Source organism: Paenibacillus timonensis, assembly GCF_022427145.1.
Taxonomy (GTDB): Bacteria; Bacillota; Bacilli; order Paenibacillales; family Paenibacillaceae; genus Fontibacillus; species Fontibacillus timonensis.
The window spans coordinates 33,705-51,423 of record NZ_JAKSXN010000018.1; the positions used below are offsets into that span (position 1 = coordinate 33,705).

11 protein-coding genes and 1 pseudogene are annotated in these 17,719 nt (G+C 57.1%); 4 read left to right on the forward strand and 8 right to left on the reverse strand.

Annotation, left to right across the window (positions count from 1 at the left end; genetic code table 11):
- Positions 1–39: 39 nt before the first annotated feature.
- From MJ257_RS09105 to MJ257_RS25065, 3 genes and pseudogenes are all read right to left on the reverse strand, one after another.
- On the reverse strand, positions 40–1,401 hold the full coding sequence (locus MJ257_RS09105) for a metallophosphoesterase (protein ID WP_240268954.1): 1,362 nt from the start codon (positions 1,399–1,401) through the stop codon (positions 40–42).
- A 120-nt stretch (positions 1,402–1,521) separates the two neighbouring features.
- Positions 1,522–1,992, reverse strand: a complete 471-nt coding sequence (locus MJ257_RS09110) for a DUF2628 domain-containing protein (protein ID WP_240268955.1) — start codon at positions 1,990–1,992, stop codon at positions 1,522–1,524.
- A gap of 150 nt (positions 1,993–2,142) precedes the next feature.
- Positions 2,143–2,205 (reverse strand): annotated as a pseudogene (locus MJ257_RS25065) (zinc-ribbon domain-containing protein); the annotation flags it as partial.
- Positions 2,206–2,442: 237 nt separating this feature from the next.
- On the opposite strand from MJ257_RS25065, the gene MJ257_RS09115 reads away from it, so the two are divergent.
- The 4 genes from MJ257_RS09115 to MJ257_RS09130 all read left to right on the forward strand — a co-directional run bounded on the left by MJ257_RS09115 (position 2,443) and on the right by MJ257_RS09130 (position 10,863).
- Entirely contained in the window at positions 2,443–5,991 is a 3,549-nt protein-coding gene (locus MJ257_RS09115; RefSeq protein WP_240268956.1) for a DUF6359 domain-containing protein, read from the forward strand.
- A 418-nt stretch (positions 5,992–6,409) separates the two neighbouring features.
- Entirely contained in the window at positions 6,410–8,488 is a 2,079-nt protein-coding gene (locus MJ257_RS09120) for an amylo-alpha-1,6-glucosidase (protein ID WP_240268957.1), read from the forward strand.
- Positions 8,489–8,493: 5 nt separating this feature from the next.
- The gene (gene pulA / locus MJ257_RS09125; RefSeq protein WP_240268958.1) at positions 8,494–10,518 is read left to right on the forward strand and encodes a type I pullulanase; all 2,025 of its coding nucleotides are present in this window, start codon (positions 8,494–8,496) and stop codon (positions 10,516–10,518) included.
- 60 nt (positions 10,519–10,578) lie between these two features.
- Positions 10,579–10,863 (forward strand): hypothetical protein, encoded by a 285-nt coding sequence (locus MJ257_RS09130; protein WP_240268959.1) that lies wholly within the window; start codon positions 10,579–10,581, stop codon positions 10,861–10,863.
- Between the two features lie 296 nt (positions 10,864–11,159).
- On the opposite strand, the gene MJ257_RS09135 is transcribed toward MJ257_RS09130, so the two are convergent.
- From MJ257_RS09135 to MJ257_RS09155, 5 genes are all read right to left on the reverse strand, one after another.
- Positions 11,160–13,484, reverse strand: coding sequence for a glycoside hydrolase family 65 protein (locus tag MJ257_RS09135; protein ID WP_240268960.1), 2,325 nt, complete (start codon positions 13,482–13,484; stop codon positions 11,160–11,162).
- A 136-nt stretch (positions 13,485–13,620) separates the two neighbouring features.
- Entirely contained in the window at positions 13,621–14,280 is a 660-nt protein-coding gene (pgmB, locus tag MJ257_RS09140) for a beta-phosphoglucomutase (protein WP_240268961.1), read from the reverse strand.
- Positions 14,281–14,388: 108 nt separating this feature from the next.
- Entirely contained in the window at positions 14,389–15,426 is a 1,038-nt protein-coding gene (locus MJ257_RS09145; protein ID WP_240268962.1) for a LacI family DNA-binding transcriptional regulator, read from the reverse strand.
- Positions 15,427–15,662: 236 nt separating this feature from the next.
- The gene (locus MJ257_RS09150; RefSeq protein ID WP_240268963.1) at positions 15,663–16,406 is read right to left on the reverse strand and encodes a creatininase family protein; all 744 of its coding nucleotides are present in this window, start codon (positions 16,404–16,406) and stop codon (positions 15,663–15,665) included.
- 24 nt (positions 16,407–16,430) lie between these two features.
- Positions 16,431–17,621 carry an ABC transporter substrate-binding protein gene (locus tag MJ257_RS09155; RefSeq protein WP_240268964.1) on the reverse strand — a complete coding sequence of 397 codons (1,191 nt, stop codon included), beginning with the start codon at positions 17,619–17,621 and terminating at the stop codon, positions 16,431–16,433.
- Positions 17,622–17,719 lie beyond the last annotated feature (98 nt).

Sequence of the window (17,719 nt, forward strand, 5' to 3'; positions counted from 1 at the left end):
GGCGTAATGAAGCAGGTGGAGCGCAGCAGTATGAAAGGTTTACGGCTGCTCCAAATCGCCTTGCAGCGTCAGATGCAGCTTGGTATTTTCCGGTGTCTTGGGTTCAAGCATGCTTTGGACGTAGCCTTGCAAAAAGGTCGAATCGGCCTTCTCCCATAACCGGTAACCCGGAGAGGCCAACAGGCGCTCGCGTTCGGGCCCGGATGCGGCCGTGCCCGCGAAATACAGGAGGTTGATGTCCGACATCGTACGCGCCATCCGCGTCCTGTCCGATTCGGGCAAGGCGAGCTTTTCCAAGGAGGCGTAAGCCTTGTTGTAGGAGTGCTCGGCAAAGAACTGGCGGCTGTATTCCGCGAAACCGGTGAGATGGTCGTCCGTTTCGTTCCGTTTGCGGGCCCATGCCTCCACGTCGACCGGGGTAGATTCATAATCGATCGTCCCCTCGGACGGATCGTATTGAAGCACGCCGTATTGATGAGGATAAACGCTAAATGCGCTTGTGGCAATATCGTACAGGCCGCGTTCCGTTTTCCGGATATCCTGGATGTGGATATGGCCGGACAAGACGAGGTTGAGCCGAAGCTGTTCAAATAACTGCACGGCCTCTTTGCTGTTGTTGAGCGTAAAACCTTTGATGGGCACCGTGCTGTGGTCGACCAGGTTATGATGCATCACCGTTACGATGCGGGCGCCATCCTCGCCGGCGAGCCGGGTGCACTTCTTGATCCATTCCAGGGTGGCGGGCGGAATCTCCCCGTCCGTTTGAGGGAAGCCGACGAACTCGTTCAGATCGTATTGGCTTGTGTCGAGCATCAGCAGCCAAAGATCGGGAGAGGCCTTGACCAAATAGCTTAAAGTCGAGGTATCCCTGGAAAGAGCCTCCTGATAACCGTAAGCGCCGTAAATCTCGACGAACTGCTCCGGCGTAATCGCTTCGGTTTTGTACTGGCTGTCGCCTTTGAACCGACGCGCCCAAGGATTCGAGAGGTCATGGTTTCCAGGAATGACGTACACCTGCGTTCCTGCCGCCTCGATACGCTTCAGCTTGGCGGCCAGGTCCTCATGGCTTGCTTTCTCTCCGTTATTGGTCAGATCGCCGCTCAGGATCAGCGCAGCCGGTTTCTTCGCAGCGACTTCGTCGGCAAACGCTTCGCTGAGCGGGTCGATGTAATCCAGCAGCTTGCCGTCGCCGGCCTGGATATACGTGTGAAAAGCCTCGCCATCATCATGCAGGCGAGGGCTCAGGTAATGGAGATCGGTGGCAACGTACAACGTCATCGGTTGTCCCGCCTTCAGTTCCCCCGGCCCGTCTTCCGGGGATGGGGAGGCCACACACCCGCTCAGTCCGAGCAAACTCAGGCTGACGGTTAGAAAAACAGCGATTTTCCGCGAACGATTCATCTCGTTAATACTTCCTCCCATTCCAGGGGATGATCCGGAAAGCCCGGGATAAGACCACTGTATACGGGGGGACTGGGGCAGCGCTGTGTCGTTTTTCCTTGCGCGGCGGAAACCCGCTTTTTAGGGCTGCAGCTGCCTGATTTCCGTTTGGACTTGCTGGTAGTAATGCAGGTAGGTGAACGCTCCGAATACGATGGCGATCAGCAACGGAAGGACGGCTAGAGCGATCGGGATGTACAGGCTGGTTTCCCCGGCCAAGACGATTTTTTCTTCGCGGATGTCGTTGTCCAAAGGATACCGTTGGTAGAGTGCATTGATTTTGCGTTTGGCATGTTGCAGATAAAGCGTATTCGCGGTAATGGCCAAACCGATCTTGATGGCTAGATAAACGGTAACGAGGGTTGCCGCCATTCCGCCCGAAAAGGTACTGCCCGATCCCGCATATAAAAGAGATCCGACGATGTTGATCGCAAGCGAGCCTGCCACAAGATAAAGAAGCAGATATAAGTACATCCCCCGGTATAGCAGCCAATATCCGCCAAACACAAAGGCCGGCCAATTCCAGCGGCTATCTTCTCTCCATTTCTGCAAATAAACTTCTGCCCGCGGTCCAACAAATCGCCTCAAATCCTCTTCCGGGACTCCAAACTCGGCCGTGTCCCGCACGCGTTCGGGAATTGGATCGGCTAGGGGGTGAGATCGCAGGAGGGGGTCCGGATCGTTGTTCGTTTTTGCCGGCGAGCCGCAGTTTGCGCAAAACCGGTCTTCTTCGTGTAGGGTTTTTCCACAGTAGGTGCAGTACATATACAGCCTCCGTCCAGTTATTCATAGATCGTCAAAGGATAGTTCCTAGGAACTAGTTCTGAGATATTTATCGGAGGATCAAGGCGTCAGATTTAGAGGGATGCGCTTTTTTCCGCAGAGCACCGCGGGAACGATTTTACATTATTTTTACTGCCAGGAAATAATCTGCAATTTTATAATAAATATGATGAGGAGGTAGTCCAATAAAATAGGCGTGTAGGGAGGAATCGATGATTTATGGGTAAGGGCAACGCGAACGCTTGGCGCAACAAATGGCTGGGGCTACTCTTGGCCGGCGCATTGGTCGTAACCGTTTTACCGGGATGGGCACCGCAGGCGGCAGCGCAGCCTGCCGATTCGGCAGCCGCGGTGGAGGCAACCGAAGGAGCAGTGGACGGTGCAGGGATACCGCCGCTGGGTTCAGATGAACAGGCGCCGGGCAGCGAAGGGGCGGTCGACGCACTGGAAGCGGGCGTTCCGCAGACCGGGGCAAGCGCGGATCCTGCCGCAACAAGGGACGGCAGCGAGGTTTCGCTGCAAGCCGCCGGCGCTTCGCTCAGCGTGGCGGAAGCGATTGCCAAAGGGAACAGCGGCGAAGCTGTGGAAGTGGCCGGCATCATTGTTGGCCATGCGACGGGATCGCTTACTGCGGATTTCGAAGCTCCCTTCGGCAACGACTTCAACTTTTTGATCGCCGATCAGGCAGGAGAGCAAGACAAAGCCAAGCTCATCGACGTGCAGGTCCCTTCCGGCTTAAGAGCCGAATTCGGCCTGCAAAGCAATCCCGATTTGATCGGGAAGCCGGTGACCGTAACGGGTTCTCTTGCGGCATACAACAATTTTGCCGGTCTAAAAAGCGTAACCGCGATTTCCTTAACGCAGTCTCAGCCGGAAGATCCCGAAGATCCGGGAGAGGACCCTGGTCAAGGGCCGGATCCGGGGGAAACTCCGCAGCTTCCGGACGGCACCGGTAAAAAGGTGCTGTTTGACAACGCCCACGGCCAAACCGCCGGCGCGGCGGACTGGGTGATTGACGGCGGGTTTTCCGACTTTGCCGCGGGGCTGCGGGCCGCCGGCTTTACGGTAGAGTCGCTGGATCGCCCGATCCCTTACTCGTATGGGGAAACGGCTATCACCTACGGGGCTTTGCAGCCCTACGATGTGTTCGTGATCCCGGAGGCGAACATCCCGTTTAAGGCCGCCGAGCAGGAGGCATTGGTGCAATATGTGGAAAATGGCGGCGCCGTTTTCTTCATCTCCGACCATTACAATGCCGACCGCAACAAGAACCGCTGGGACGCCTCAGAGGTGTTTAACGGCTACCGCCGCGGGGCTTACGAAAATCCGGCCAAAGGGATGGCGGCCGAAGAGGCGAACTCTCCCGCGATGCAAGGGCTGAGCAGCTCCGATTGGTTAGCCGATAACTTCGGCGTTCGCTTCCGTTATAACGCCCTGGGTGACGTCAATGCAACGGATATCGTCAGCCCGTCGCAGTCGTTTGGCATCACGGCCGGCGTGAACGCTGTTGCGATGCATGCAGGGTCGACCGTGGCGATTCTCGATCCGGACAAAGCCAAAGGGCTTGTCTATGTACCGACCGGGGTTCCGGCTTGGGCCAACGCCGTCGATGAAGGCGTCTATGACGGAGGCGGCCGGGCGGAAGGTCCTTATGCGGCCATCGCCAAACTGGGGCTCGGCAAAGCCGCTTTTATCGGCGACTCTTCGCCGGTGGAAGACGCGACGCCGAAGTACGTGCGGGAAGAAAACGGCCAAAAGAAAACGACGTATGACGGATTCAAAGAAGTCGACGACGGATTGTTCTTGGTGCAGACGGTGAAATGGCTGGCGCACGACGAGAGCTACACCTCTTTTGACGAGGTGCCGGGACTCGTGCTGGATACGCCGACGGCGTTGGACACAGACGAGGAGCCGGCGGCTACGACCGAGCCGCAGCCGGAACCGTGGTCGCATCCGGCCGCCGGGTATAAATGGTACGATCCGGCCACCTTTAAGCCGGGTTCGTACGGATCGTCGCAGGCGCCGGAAACGGAGCCGACGTTTGGCTTCGTGCATCAAGCGCAACTGCCAAGCCAGCAGGAATTCCAGATCCGCGTGACGGCGGACGGTCTGACGCCGGGACAGACGGAATCCGATTTGCGTGTAGGTATCTACCTGGCCGGCGGCGAGCAGATCGCCCGGTTCAAGAATGCGGACGGCAGCTGGTCGGATTACAATTACAGCACGGCCTTTTCCTTGACGGGCGATGCCCAAGGGCATGCGTCCAAGGACCTGACCGTGCAGTTGAAGCCGGGGGTAACGGCTTCTAGCGCCAATTTGCGCTTGAAGCAAGGCAGCGCGAACGAGATCACGAAGCCGATCGAAATCGCTAACGTGGATGCCGAGCCGCTGCCGGGCGACCACCCGCCGGTGCCGGAGTTGAGCACGATCGCCGCGGCGCGCGGGGCGGCGGAAGGGACGGTCGTAACGATCCAGGGGGTCATTACTTCCGAGCCGGGCGTGTTCGGCGGCCAGGGCTTCTATGTGCAGGATGAGACGGCCGGCATTTACGTCTTCCAAACGGCGGCGGGTTATCACGCCGGCGACCTTATTCGCATCAGCGCCACGCGAACGTTGTATAACGGGGAAGTGGAGCTGGAGAATCCGGTGCTGATCGAGAAGCGGGGTACGTCCCCGCTTCCGCAGCCGTTGGTTCAGGAGGCGGTGACCGACGCCAACCAAGGGAAGCTGATCACTTTAAAGAACGTGGGAGTTCAGGACATCGTCGCCGCCACGCCGGCCGGTTCCTTTGAATTCAACGCCGCCCATGAGGACGGTAGCGGGACTCGGGTACGGTTCGACGGGAGAACCGGAGTGACAATGGATTCTTTCACGGCGTTGTACCCGGCAGGTACACGCGTGGATATCAGCGGTATCGCCTCGGTATTCCGGGGGACCTACCAGCTGAAGCCGCTCGCCCTGGCCCATGTCGTGCCGAGTGCGACGGAAGCGGATTTGGCGGCTCCGGTGACGGAGAGCGATATCTCCGGGGTTGAGGGTACGGACGTTTATAACCTGTCGGAAGTGACGGTGGCTTTTTACGCGAAGGATGAAGGCGGCAGCGGCCTGGACCGGACGGAGTACCGGGTGAATGGCGGGGAGTGGATTCGTTATGTTCAGCCGCTGGTGCTGTCTGCTGACGGGAAATACACGATCGAATACCGCTCCGTGGACCAGGCGGGGAACGAGGAAACGCCCAAGACGCTGTACATCAATGTGGATCGCCTGGCGCCTGAGGTAACGTTCTCCGGAGACAGCCAGGTGCTTCAGGTCGCCTCGGGCGTTCCTTTCGCCGTTGCGGTCCATGATGCGATCAGCGGTCCGAAGTCAACGGCGTACCGTCTTGACGGACGCAGCATCACGGGCGTTGCGGAAATCGTTCCGTTCTCGCTGGAGGTCGGCACGCACAAGTTGACGGTCCAGGCAACGGATGCGGCGGGGCATGCCGCGTCGGTAGAGTTTACGTTCCAGGTCACGATCGATATTGCGCATTTGGATGAACTGGTGGATTTGGGCAAGGATCACGGCTATTTCAAAACCAAAGGCACGGCAACGAGCCTGCAAGCCCAAATCGCCTCGCTGCAGAAGGCCAAAACTCCGCTGGAGCGCGACATCAAGCTGAAAGCGCTGAAGCTGACCGTCAGCGTCCAAAGCGGAATAACGATCAAAGAGAGCTTCGCCAAGCTGATGCTTAAAGATCTGGAGTATATCGGGAAGAAGGCCGCGTAACGATTCGTGGCTGTTGCTGCGGATCACCTTTCGAACATGGACTTAACCTAGAAACGCGGGACACAGGGAGGAACCCTTCTCTGTGTCTCGTTTTTTTTGACGCTTAGGGAGAAGTAGCCGATTGTGCAAACGATTGACCTGCTTCCGGCGTCAATGGTATAATCCAGCACATACGGGATAGTAAACGTTTAACCTCCGGCGAATTGTGAGCGCTTTTTTTGGCTTTGAACCAGGTATGTCACGAATAGCGGAGGGATAGTAACAATAGGGACTTGGAACGGCCTAGGATCCAGGGATGACAGCAGAACCCAGGGGGACACTGGGATGAATTCCTTGGCGTGGAAGCAAGAACGAAATGACCGAAAGGGGAAACCGTCGCATGGAAGCAGCAAATCATAGGGATCGGCATCAAGAGCTAATGGATCATCGGACAAAGGGAGCCGCAAACGACCGGGCTTACGTCCTTGGACGCAACGCCTGGCGGACGATTGAAGAAGGGAACGAGCGGGAGTGGCTGATCGGCAACGGCATCGGCGGGTATGCCAACCATTCCGTGCCGGGCGGAGGTTACCGGATGTCGCATGGTTATCTGGTGGCTTCAGCCAAAGCACCGGTGAACCGGATGCTGGTGTTTACGCGTTCACAGGAGCAGGTGGACATCGGAGATCGCAGCTACGACCTGACTTCCCAGCAATACATCAACTGGCAAAAAAACGGCCAACGTTATCTGCGCCGCTTCAAGCTGGACACCGTACCGGAATACGACTACCAGGTCGAAGACGTGCGGATCGTCAAAACGATCGCGCTGGAGTACGGCCACAATACGGTCGCGGTTTGTTATGACATCACCGGGGGCAAGGAGACGGCGCAGGTCAAGCTGGTGCCGCTGTTTAATTACCGCTCGCCCGGCGACGTGTCGGAGAAAGGAAATTTGCGGTTCGAGAAGCGGCTCGAAGACCGTTTGCTGCGGTTGATTCCCGAGCGGGATCCGGGAGTGACCATTTCGTTTCTGGCCTCGGAAGGGGAGTTCCTGGACCGTTCGACGCTGCCGGTAACGATGGCGACGCCCAATTACGTCATCGAAGAAGGTCATTATTATCCGTTCGAGAACCGGAACGGTTTTCTAGGCATTGACAACCATTATACGCCATATGAAATACAGGTGACCGTTGAACCCTATGAGCGCAAGAGGATTTATCTGAAATGCTCCACCGAGGCGTTGACGCGGGACGGCAAGGACGGTTTTACGATCGTGCGCGAATATCGCGAGCGCATGGCGCATCTCGTACAAACAGCCGGATATGGCGATCGGCTGGCCGACCGCCTGGTGGAGGCGGCGGATCATTTCATCGTGGACCGGGAATCTACCGGGTTGAAAACCGTTCTGGCGGGGTACCCTTGGTTCACCGACTGGGGCCGGGATACGATGATTGCATTCCAGGGGGTGGCGCTGGCCACCAAACGATTCGACGAAGCCCGCGAAATATTGGAGTCTTTTGCCCATTACGTGCGGCGCGGTCTCATTCCCAACATGTTCCCGGACGACGGCCAGGAGCCGCTTTACAACACGGTAGATGCCTCCTTGTGGTATGTACACGCCGTCTATGAATATTTGAAACATACCGGGGGGGAAGATGATTACAGGTTCATTCGCGACAAAATTTATCCGAAGCTGAAGGAGATCATCGCCGCTTACCAGGGCGGCACCGATTTCTCCATCGGGATGGATGAGGACGGACTGATCCATGCCGGCGGGGGTCTCGATCAGGTCACCTGGATGGACGTGCGGGTCGGCGAATGGGTGGTTACGCCGCGACACGGCAAACCGGTTGAAATCAATGCGCTGTGGTACAACGCACTGCGGATCATGGCACAGCTTGCGGAACGTTTTGGAGAAAAACTGCCATATGATGAATTGGCACGGAAGGTACGGGAATCGTTCTGCCGCCGCTTCTGGAACGAGGTGGACCAATGTCTGTACGATGTGGTGGACGTGCCGCAAGAAGGCGGCGGATTCGGCGATGACCCTTCGATCCGGCCAAACCAGATTTGGGCGGTATCGCTGCCGTTCACGATGCTGCCTCCCGAACAGGAGAAGGCGGTGGTCGGGACGGTGTATCAGCATTTGTACACGCCTTATGGACTTCGTTCGTTGTCCGACCGGGATCCGCGCTTCCAGCCCCGCTACATCGGCAAGCTGATCGATCGGGACGGTGCCTATCATATGGGGACGACCTGGGCGTTCCCGCTCGGCGGGTTCATCACAGCGTACTGCAAAGTGAACGGCTACAGCCGGGAAGCCGTACTGACGGCGAAGGACATGTGCAGCGCGTTTGAGGATCATATGCATGACGGCGGACTCGGCGGCATCGCCGAGATTTTTGACGGGGATTTTGCCTGCACCGGGCGGGGTTGCTTTACTCAAGCTTGGAGCGTGGGCGAAATTCTTCGGGCTTATACGGAAGACGTGCTGCCGAATTTGACGGGATTGGAGTGAGGACGTTGTCCGTACAAAAAGAATACCAAGGCACCATCGATTACGGAGATTTGGCGGTCACCGGGGGAATCTCGGTGTTTGACGCGGAGTTCGACGAGAAGTTTGTTTATGATGGCGATGATCTGGGAGCGGTGTATTCGCCGGAACAAACCCGGTTCCGTTTATGGGCCCCCACCGCTTCCGAGGCGAAGGTCGTTCTGTATGAAACCGGGGACGGCATGACCGGAAACGAGCTGCCGATGCAGCGGGATGTGCAAGGGACATGGACCTTATCGGTGAAGAAGGATTGCCGAGGTTTGTTCTATACGTATCGCGTCAAAGTCGGCGAGCAGTGGAATGAGGCGGCCGACCCTTACGCGAAAGCGGTTGGCGTCAACGGAGAGAAAGCGGCGATCCTCGATTTACGGAGCACCGATCCGTCTGGGTGGGAGAACGATGCGAAGCCGCCGCTCGAATCGCCGGTGGACGCCGTGATCTATGAGCTGCATGTCCGCGATCTGTCGATTCATCCTCACAGCGGCATCCGCGAGAAGGGGAAGTATCTGGGCCTGGCCGAAGAAGGAACCCGGGGGCCGGACGGCATTCCGACGGGCCTTGATCATATCGCCGGGCTGGGCGTGACGCATGTACAGCTGCTGCCGGTCTTCGATTACTCTCCGGAGAGCGTGGATGAAAGCCGCTTGGATCAACCCCATTATAACTGGGGGTACGATCCGCAGAACTATAACGTGCCGGAAGGCTCCTACGCCACGGACCCTTATGATCCGGCCGCACGCATCGCCGAGCTGAAGCAACTTGTCCAGACGCTGCATGCCCGCGGGCTCCGGGTGATTATGGACGTGGTGTACAACCACGTATACGATGGGTATCTGATTCATTTCACCAAACTGGTGCCGGGGTATTATTTGCGGTACAAGGCCGACCGGACCTTCTCGGACGGGGCGTTTTGCGGCAACGAGTGCGCATCGGAACGGCCGATGATGACGAAATATATCGTCGATTCGATCCTGCATTGGGTCCGCGAATTTCATATCGACGGCTTCCGCTTCGATCTGATGGGCCTTATCGATACCGAGACGATGAATGAGATCCGCCGCCGCTTGGACGAGACCGATCCTTCGATCCTGACGATCGGCGAAGGGTGGATGATGGAGACGGTGCTCCCTAAGGAGCGCCGTGCCAACCAGGACAACGCCGGAAAGCTGCCGGGCATCGGCATGTTTAACGACGGGCTGCGGGACGCGGTGAAAGGGGATATCTTCATCTTTGACCGCAAAGGGTTCATCAGCGCCGGAGAAGGCTTCGAGGACGGGGTGAAGCGCGGCGTGGCCGGGGGGATCGACTATGACGGGGCAGAGCTCCGGCAGTTTGCGGCAGAGCCGGTCCAATCGGTGAATTTTGTGGAGTGTCATGATAACCATACGTTATGGGACAAAATCAAGCTGTCCACGCCGGGCGCCTCGGAGGAAGAGCGCCGGGCGATGCACCGGCTCGCCTCGGCGATCGTGCTGACGAGCCAAGGCATTCCGTTCCTCCACGCCGGGCAGGAATTCATGCGCACGAAGGGCGGCGTGGAGAACAGCTACAAATCGCCCATCGAGACCAATTGGCTCGATTGGGAGCGCTGCGCGGCGCATCAGGACGACGTGTCCTATATGCGCAGCCTGATCGCCTTGCGCCAGGCGCACCCCGCGTTCCGCCTGCGAACGGCGGACGAGATCCGCGCGCATCTGCGCTTTGAGGCAGCGCCGCCCCACGCGGTGGCGTACACGCTGCGCGACCACGCCGGCGGCGACCCCGATCGCCACCTGTACGTGCTCTACAACGCGCACCCCGGCGCGTTGTCGCTGGAGCTGCCCGCCCTCGGACCGTGGGAGGTCCGGTTCGGCGGCGAGCACGTGCTCGCGCTGGAGGCGGGCGCGAGCGGGAGCTCTGCAGCGGCTACGGGCGCTGCAGCGGGGGGGCCTCCAGCCGGGGCACGGCTGGAGGTTCGCGGGGTCGGCGTCGTGGTACTCGCCGTCCCGCGGTAACCGCGCAAGGGCCAGGGGCGGGAGCCCCGTGGCCCTTGGGGTGGCGCCACGGCGCAGCCCGTGGCGCGGGTCCGCGCCGCGGCGGCCGGCTGCGGCACTGCGCCCGACGCCGGCGGCCGCGTCGGCTCCAGCGCCAGCGTTCGGCTGGCGCGGGTCCGCATGCCAGCCGCCGCGGCTGGGCCGCATCAGGCATCGCCATGCCGCGGCGCCCCACACAATAAGGGTAAAAAATACCCTTATTTCCGCAAAAAAGCCTCTTTTGAACAAAATAGCGGTATTTTATGGCCTTATTTCTCCGCAGTAGCCCCCCAAACGGGCGTTTTTGCCCCTGCCGGACCGAAATAAGGCCATTTTTTATCCCTATTTGTTCAAACCAAGCCCAATCACCGGAAATAAGGTGATTTTTTACCGCTATTTCTCGCGGGCCGGCGCGGCCAAGGTGGCTAGAGGCATTCATTCACGTTGCGTACTCGCAACCTGGTCTCGCGGCGCTCGCCGCCTCCGCAGTGGCGCCTTTAAGGCCAGCGCTCGCGCTCCGCTCTGTTCACCCGTCCCGCTGCTAGCCGCCTGCGGAGCCTTTGCCCCGCTTCGCACAAAAAAACAGCCCCCACGGCCAAGCCGATGGGGGCTGTTACAATCGTTTAGCTCAGCGCCGAAGGCTCCAGGCGTTGTGCTTGCACTTGGCTTTTCGCCGCGACCGTGTAGCTTTGGTCGTAGATGCGGATCGCCGCCGGTGCATCCGACTCGTTCGTGACGATGATGCTGTTCTCAGTGGCGTTCACTTGCAGCAGGGAGCCGCGGAACATCACCTTGAACGAGAACGAAGTCCAGTGGGACGGGATGAACGGACGCAGCACCAGCTCGCCTTCACGGACGCGCAGGCCGCCGAAGCCTTGCACGATCGCCATCCATGTGCCGGCCATACTGGTCGTATGGCAGCCGTCTTCCGTGTCGTTGTTGTAGTTGTCGAGGTCGAGGCGCGCGGTGCGCAGGTACATCTCGTACGCCTTCTCCTGATACCCAAGCTCGCAGGCGAGGATCGCGTGCACGCAAGGGGAGAGGGAGGACTCGTGAACGGTCATCGGCTCGTAGAAGTCGAAGTTGCGTTTCTTCGTGTCCAGGTCGTAACGGTCGCCGAGGAAGAATAAACCCTGCAGCACGTCAGCCTGCTTAATGAAGCACGAACGCAGGATCCGGTCCCAAGACCAGTTTTGGTTGATCGGCAGATGCTTCGGATCCAGATCCTTCACGGCGATCAGCTCTTTGTCGAGGAAGCCGTCCTGTTGCAGGAACACGCCGCGCTCTTCATCGTACGGGTAATACATGTTGTCGATGATGTGCTGCCATTGCTTCGTTTCCGTCTCTTGAAGACCCAGCTTTTCGACCAGTGCCGCATAGTGTGCGGAATCCTGTGCTTTGACCTCGCCCAGCACTTCCAGCGTATATTCCATTGTCCAGACCGCGATCCGGTTCGTATACCAGTTGTTGTTGACGTTGTTCTCGTATTCGTTAGGTCCGGTTACGCCGAGCATGACGTATTTGCGCTTCGCCTGCGAGAAGTTCACGCGTTGCTCCCAGAAGCGGGAGATTTCCACGAGCACCTCGAGGCCATATTCGCCCAGGTAGGATTTATCGCCTGTATAATTTACGTAGTTAAAAATCGCGTAGGCGATCGCCCCGTTGCGATGGATCTCTTCAAACGTGATTTCCCATTCGTTGTGGCATTCCTCGCCGTTCATCGTCACCATCGGATAAAGCGCGCCTTTGGTAAAGCCCAGCTTGCGGGCGTTCTCCTTCGCTTTCTCCAAATGCTTATAGCGGTAGATCAACAAGTTGCGGGCGATGTCGGACTCCGCCGTGCTGAGGTAGAACGGCAGGCAATACGCTTCCGTATCCCAGTAGGTGCTGCCGCCGTATTTTTCCCCGGTGAAGCCCTTCGGTCCGATGTTCAGACGGTCGTCTTCTCCGCTGTAGGTTTGGTTCAATTGGAAAATATTAAAGCGGATCGCCTGCTGCGCCGATACGTCGCCGTCAATGATGATGTCGCTCATTTCCCATTTCTTGGCCCAAGCTTCGGCCTGTTCGCGGCGCAACGCATCGAAACCGGCTTGCTTCGCCGAGTGGAGCGCTTCCGTTCCGGCTTTCACCAGATCGCCCAACCCGTGATCGCGGGAGGTCACATTCGCAACGTATTTGAACAACGTAACCGTCTCGTTCGCAGACGCGTTAACCGCAACTTCGGCGGAAACGAATTTCTCTTGCTCGTGGAACGCCGGAGTCAGCTCCAGGCGTTTCCCGCCTTGCTCCACATCAAACGCCATGACCGACGTGACGTGGAAGTCGAGCTTCTTGGTTTTTACGGTCAAATAGGAGTTATCGGCAGCGGCGGCTTTCTCCACCTCGAGCCAGAATTTCTCCTCATAGTTGGAGTCTTTGTTCTTCACATCCCCATCGAGATAGGGCGCAAAACGCAGCTCCCCGCTGAAATTCAGCGGCGTTACCGCATAGCGGATGGCCCCGATTTCATGGCGCACGATGCTGACGAAACGTACCGCTTCCACCGACAGCTCTTTACCGTCTTTCATAACGGCTGTAAAGCGGCGGGAGAGATACCCTTCTTTCATGTTCAGCTCGCGGACGAAATCCTTCACTTGACACTCGGCCAAATCTAGCGCCACGCCGTCTACGAACACGTTGATGCCGATCCAGTTGGTGCTGTTCAATACTTTGGCGAAGTATTCGGGATAGCCGTTCTTCCACCAGCCGACCCGCGTTTTGTCCGGATAATAGACGCCGGCCATATAGCTGCCTTGCAGGGACGGGCCGCTATACTGCTCCTCGAAATTCGCGCGTTGGCCCATATACCCGTTGCCGATGCTGAAAATGCTTTCAGAAATTTCATGATTTACCGGATCAAAGGATTCCTCAAGGATGGACCAAGGATCCACTTTCAAATACTGTTTCACTCTAACCGCTCCTTTAGTCTTTTCTAATAGATTATTTATGCAAAAAAAGAACGAGAGCTATTCGCCGCAATCGGCTCGCCTGATTTGTACGATTGCCGAGCCGCGTTGCCCGAAGTTGCCCGAGAGCTTCCCGCGCTTATTCGGCGTCCAGCTGCTGCAGCATGGTGACCGAGACGTCGCCCAGCGAAGAGACCACCCGGTCGGCCTCGCCAAGGGTATCCGGCGATCCGATGCCGATGCAGCGCATGCCGGCCCGGCGGGCGGCTTCGATTCCGGCTTCGGCATCCTCGAACACGACGCATGCTTCCGGAGCAACGCCCACTTCCGCGGCGCCGAGCAGGAATACCTCGGGGTCGGGCTTGGCGCTGGAGGTGCGGGTGCCGTCGATGATGGCATCGAAGTACGGCGTAAGACCGGTATTCTGCAAGATGATCGGCGCGTTTTTGCTGGCGGATCCCAGCGCCGTCTTCAGCCCGTTCTCCCGGCACTGCTGCAGGAACTCAAGCGCCCCCGGCAAGATTTCCGACGCGTCCATCCGGGAGATGTACTCGACGTACCAGTTGTTTTTGCGTTCGGCCAGTTCCTGCTTGACGTCGTCTTCCAGTTGAAGGCCGCCGATGCCGAGCAAAATATCGAGCGAAGCCATGCGGCTTACGCCTTTCAGCTTCTCGTTATCCTGTTCGGTGAACTCGAACCCGAGCTCCTCGGCCAGCCGCTTCCAGGCCAGATAATGGTACTTGGCGGTATCGACGAGGACGCCGTCGAGATCGAATAAACAAGCTTGAATGGGATTCATGATCAACCTCCGGTTAAGGCATATTTTAGCGCAAACGTTTGAACAAAAGGCGAAAAATAAAGGAAGCTTCAGCTTCCGTTTATTTTCATCAAAATGCCCCTCCGGCCCTCACGGTTTCTTGGGGACCGAATACATGGACGAATCGCGGACGATCAGGCGGTGCGGAATGATCTGACGCCTCGGATACACCTTGTCGTTGCTGTTTTGAACCGATTGAATCAACACCTGGGAAGCGGTGTAGCCCAGATTGTAGATGCCGATATCCATGCTGCTGAGCGGCGGCGTCGAAAGCTCCGACAGCGGGATATTGTTGAAGCTGACCAGGCACAAATCTTCAGGCACTTTGTATTTCAGTTCGTGCAAGCCGCGAAGCACGCCAAACGCTACGACATCGTCGATCATGACCAGGGCCGTCGGACGGTCCGGTAGATTCATGAAGAACGACATGGCCCGATAGCCGCTGTCCTGTAAAAACTCACCTTCGACAATCCATTCGGGCCGGCACTCCAGGCCTGAATCTTTGAGCGCATCCTGATAGCCCTTCAACCGGTCTTTGGAGACGACCAGCTCGGGCGGTCCGCTAACGAACCCGATCCGTTCATGTCCCAACGCGATCAAATGTTTCGTGGCGTCGTACGACGCTTGGATATTATCATTATCCACCGTTAAAATATCAGGATATTCCTCGCTGCGTCCGATCAGCACGAACGGGTGACCGCCTTCATGGAGAAAATCGATCACGGGATCGTTCTGCCGCGAATACAGCAAGATGACCCCGTCCACCCGGCGTCCGTTCAAGAGTCTGGAGACGCTTTCGAGCTCTTCCTTCTCATTAGCTCCAGAGCTGATGAGCACATCATATCCCAGGCGGCTGGCTTGGGTTACGATGCCGCGGATCAGTTCCATGAAGAAGAAGTTGGAGAACAATTCCTCGGCGGACTTTGGCAGCATGATGCAAATACTGTTTGTCGTTTTAGAGACCAAGCTCTTGGCCATAATGTTTGGATGGTAGCCAAGCTGGTCCATAATGAGCTTCACTTTGCGCGAGGTTTCCGCGCTGATTCTGGGGTGATTGGACAGCACCCGGGACACGGTAGAGGGCGATACTCCGGCCTTTTTGGCAACATCCTTAATGGTGACAGCCATAAAAAACCTCCTCTGTGGAACCGTTTGCTTTACACTGTAATATTAATCTAAAGATTGCCGAAAGTAAATAGAGAAAACAGGTTGAAGGCCGTCATGAAGCCCGGAATACCGTCTATTAGCGGGGAAATTACCCCGAAAAATGAACAAACGTTTGCGCATTATGGGCCGGCAAAGAAGAGACGAAAAGAAGCCGCCCCCGGATGAAGCAGCCGAGGGACGGCCTTCTTAGGTTTGGCTTAGTTGTTTAAACCGTACTTCCAATCCTTCTTGTCCATTTCGCGAATGAAATTTTCCAGGACGTTCAGAACGGCTTCTTCCAGCAGCTTGCCTTTTTCTTTGGTCGCGACGCTTGGATCTCCGGAGGCACCGGTATCGGTAAGCTCCTCGAAGCGCCACTTGATCTCTACGAATTCCGGCAATTCCGGAACGACGCCCTTGGCATGCTCCATCTCCATCCAATCTTCGAACAAGGCCAGACCCATGGAAGTTTCGCCTTCGCCGGCGTGACCCAGTCCGTTCCATACCTCAAACGTGCCTTCCGGCACCATTTTCCCGGCGGCCACCCACCAGTCGTTAAGACTGGCGATCGTCACATGGGGGTGCTGAACTTTGACCGCCCGGGCAGCCAATTCAATCGGTGCGATATTGCCGTCATGGCCATTCATGATGATGATCTTGGTGATGCCGTTGCGGACAATTTCGTTCAGAATATCTTTAATGACGTTCGTGATCGTTTCCGGGGTCAAGCTGACGGTGAACGGGAATTTGTTGTAGTGCTCGCTGAGTCCGTAATTGATCGGCGGCAACACCATTAAGCCTTCCACGCGCTCGGCCAGCTTCTCGCTTAGAATGTTGGAGATTAGGGCATCCGTACCGAACGGCATATGGTAGCCATGATTTTCAAAGGCCCCCACTCCGAAAATGACTTTATCGACCTTACTGTTTCTGTACTGGTTGCCCGTCATTTTAGTTCCGATCAACGCCATAGCTAATGCACCTCTTTCTTATTTTTCCGGAGTAATATTTTCGCGGAATTCGAATTTTCCTTCCTTGACTTCAATAATGGTCACGCTCTTATCAGGAACGCGTCCGGAGCCGTAACCGATCTCTCCCGTGACACCCTTAAATCCGGAGGTTTCGTTCAGAGCGTCGCGAATCGCTTTAGGATCCTCGCTGCCAGCTCGCGTGATTGCGTCTGCGATCAGATACATGGTGTCGTAGCCGAGTGCTGCAAAGCCATTTTCCGGTGCGTTCCCGGTTTTGTCGGTATAAGCCTTCACGAAGCTTTGTACCTGTTCATCGCTGTTTTCCAGCGCGACGTGGGTGGCGAAGAAGACGTTATTCGTTTGCGGTGTACCGCCCATTTCGACCAATGCCGGGGTATCGAAGCCGTCGGCGCTGACGATCGGAGTGTCGATGCCCATTTCGCGGATTTGCTTGACGACGATCCCCGCTTTATCAGGAAGGGCGGATACCATCAGAACGTCAGGCAGCACGGGTAGACTCTTCAACCGTGTAATTTGTGCGGAGAAGTCGGTGTCCGCCGCACCGTCGTATTTGTCTTCCAGAACGACTTCGCCGCCTTTGGAGGTAAAGCGGTCTTTAAAGAAGGTCGAAACGTTGACGGTAAAGTCGGAGGACGTGTCGGTCAACACCCAAACCGTCTTGGCGCCCAGCTTGTCCATCGAGTAATCCGAAATCGCATAAGATTGAGCGTCATCGCCAAATGCGGCCATGTACATAAAGTCGCCGACTTGATCCGGAATCAACGGGGAAGTCGCGCCCGACGTAATGAAAGGAATACCGGCCTCTTGGGCAATGGGCCCTGCGGCCAGAACGTAAGTCGTATCGCTGAATCCGGCGACGACCGGTACCTTCTGTACGTCGATCAATTCCTGCATGCCGTTGGCTGCCGAGAGAGTTTCTGTTTTGGCATCGATCGAGACAACCTTGACTTGTTTGCCATTAATGCCGCCATTCGCGTTAATTTCCTCCGCAGCCAGTTGGAACCCGGCCAGCGACGGGCCGTCGAGGGAGGCTTGTCCGCCGGTCACATTAAACAAAGCGCCGATCTTGATTTCGCCCCCGCTGCTCGCAGCATTGCTTTCCTCTCCTGCTGCGGGTGCCGCGTTGCCTTTGTCTCCATTGGAGGATGCACTATTCCCCCCGTTGCCGCAAGCGGATAAAAGAAGCATGATAACCGTTAAAAGTGCGATCATTTTTTTCATAAGCGATTTTCTCTCCCATCTGTGGTTTTTAAGAGGACATAGCCGACTTCCAACGTTTGTTTCTA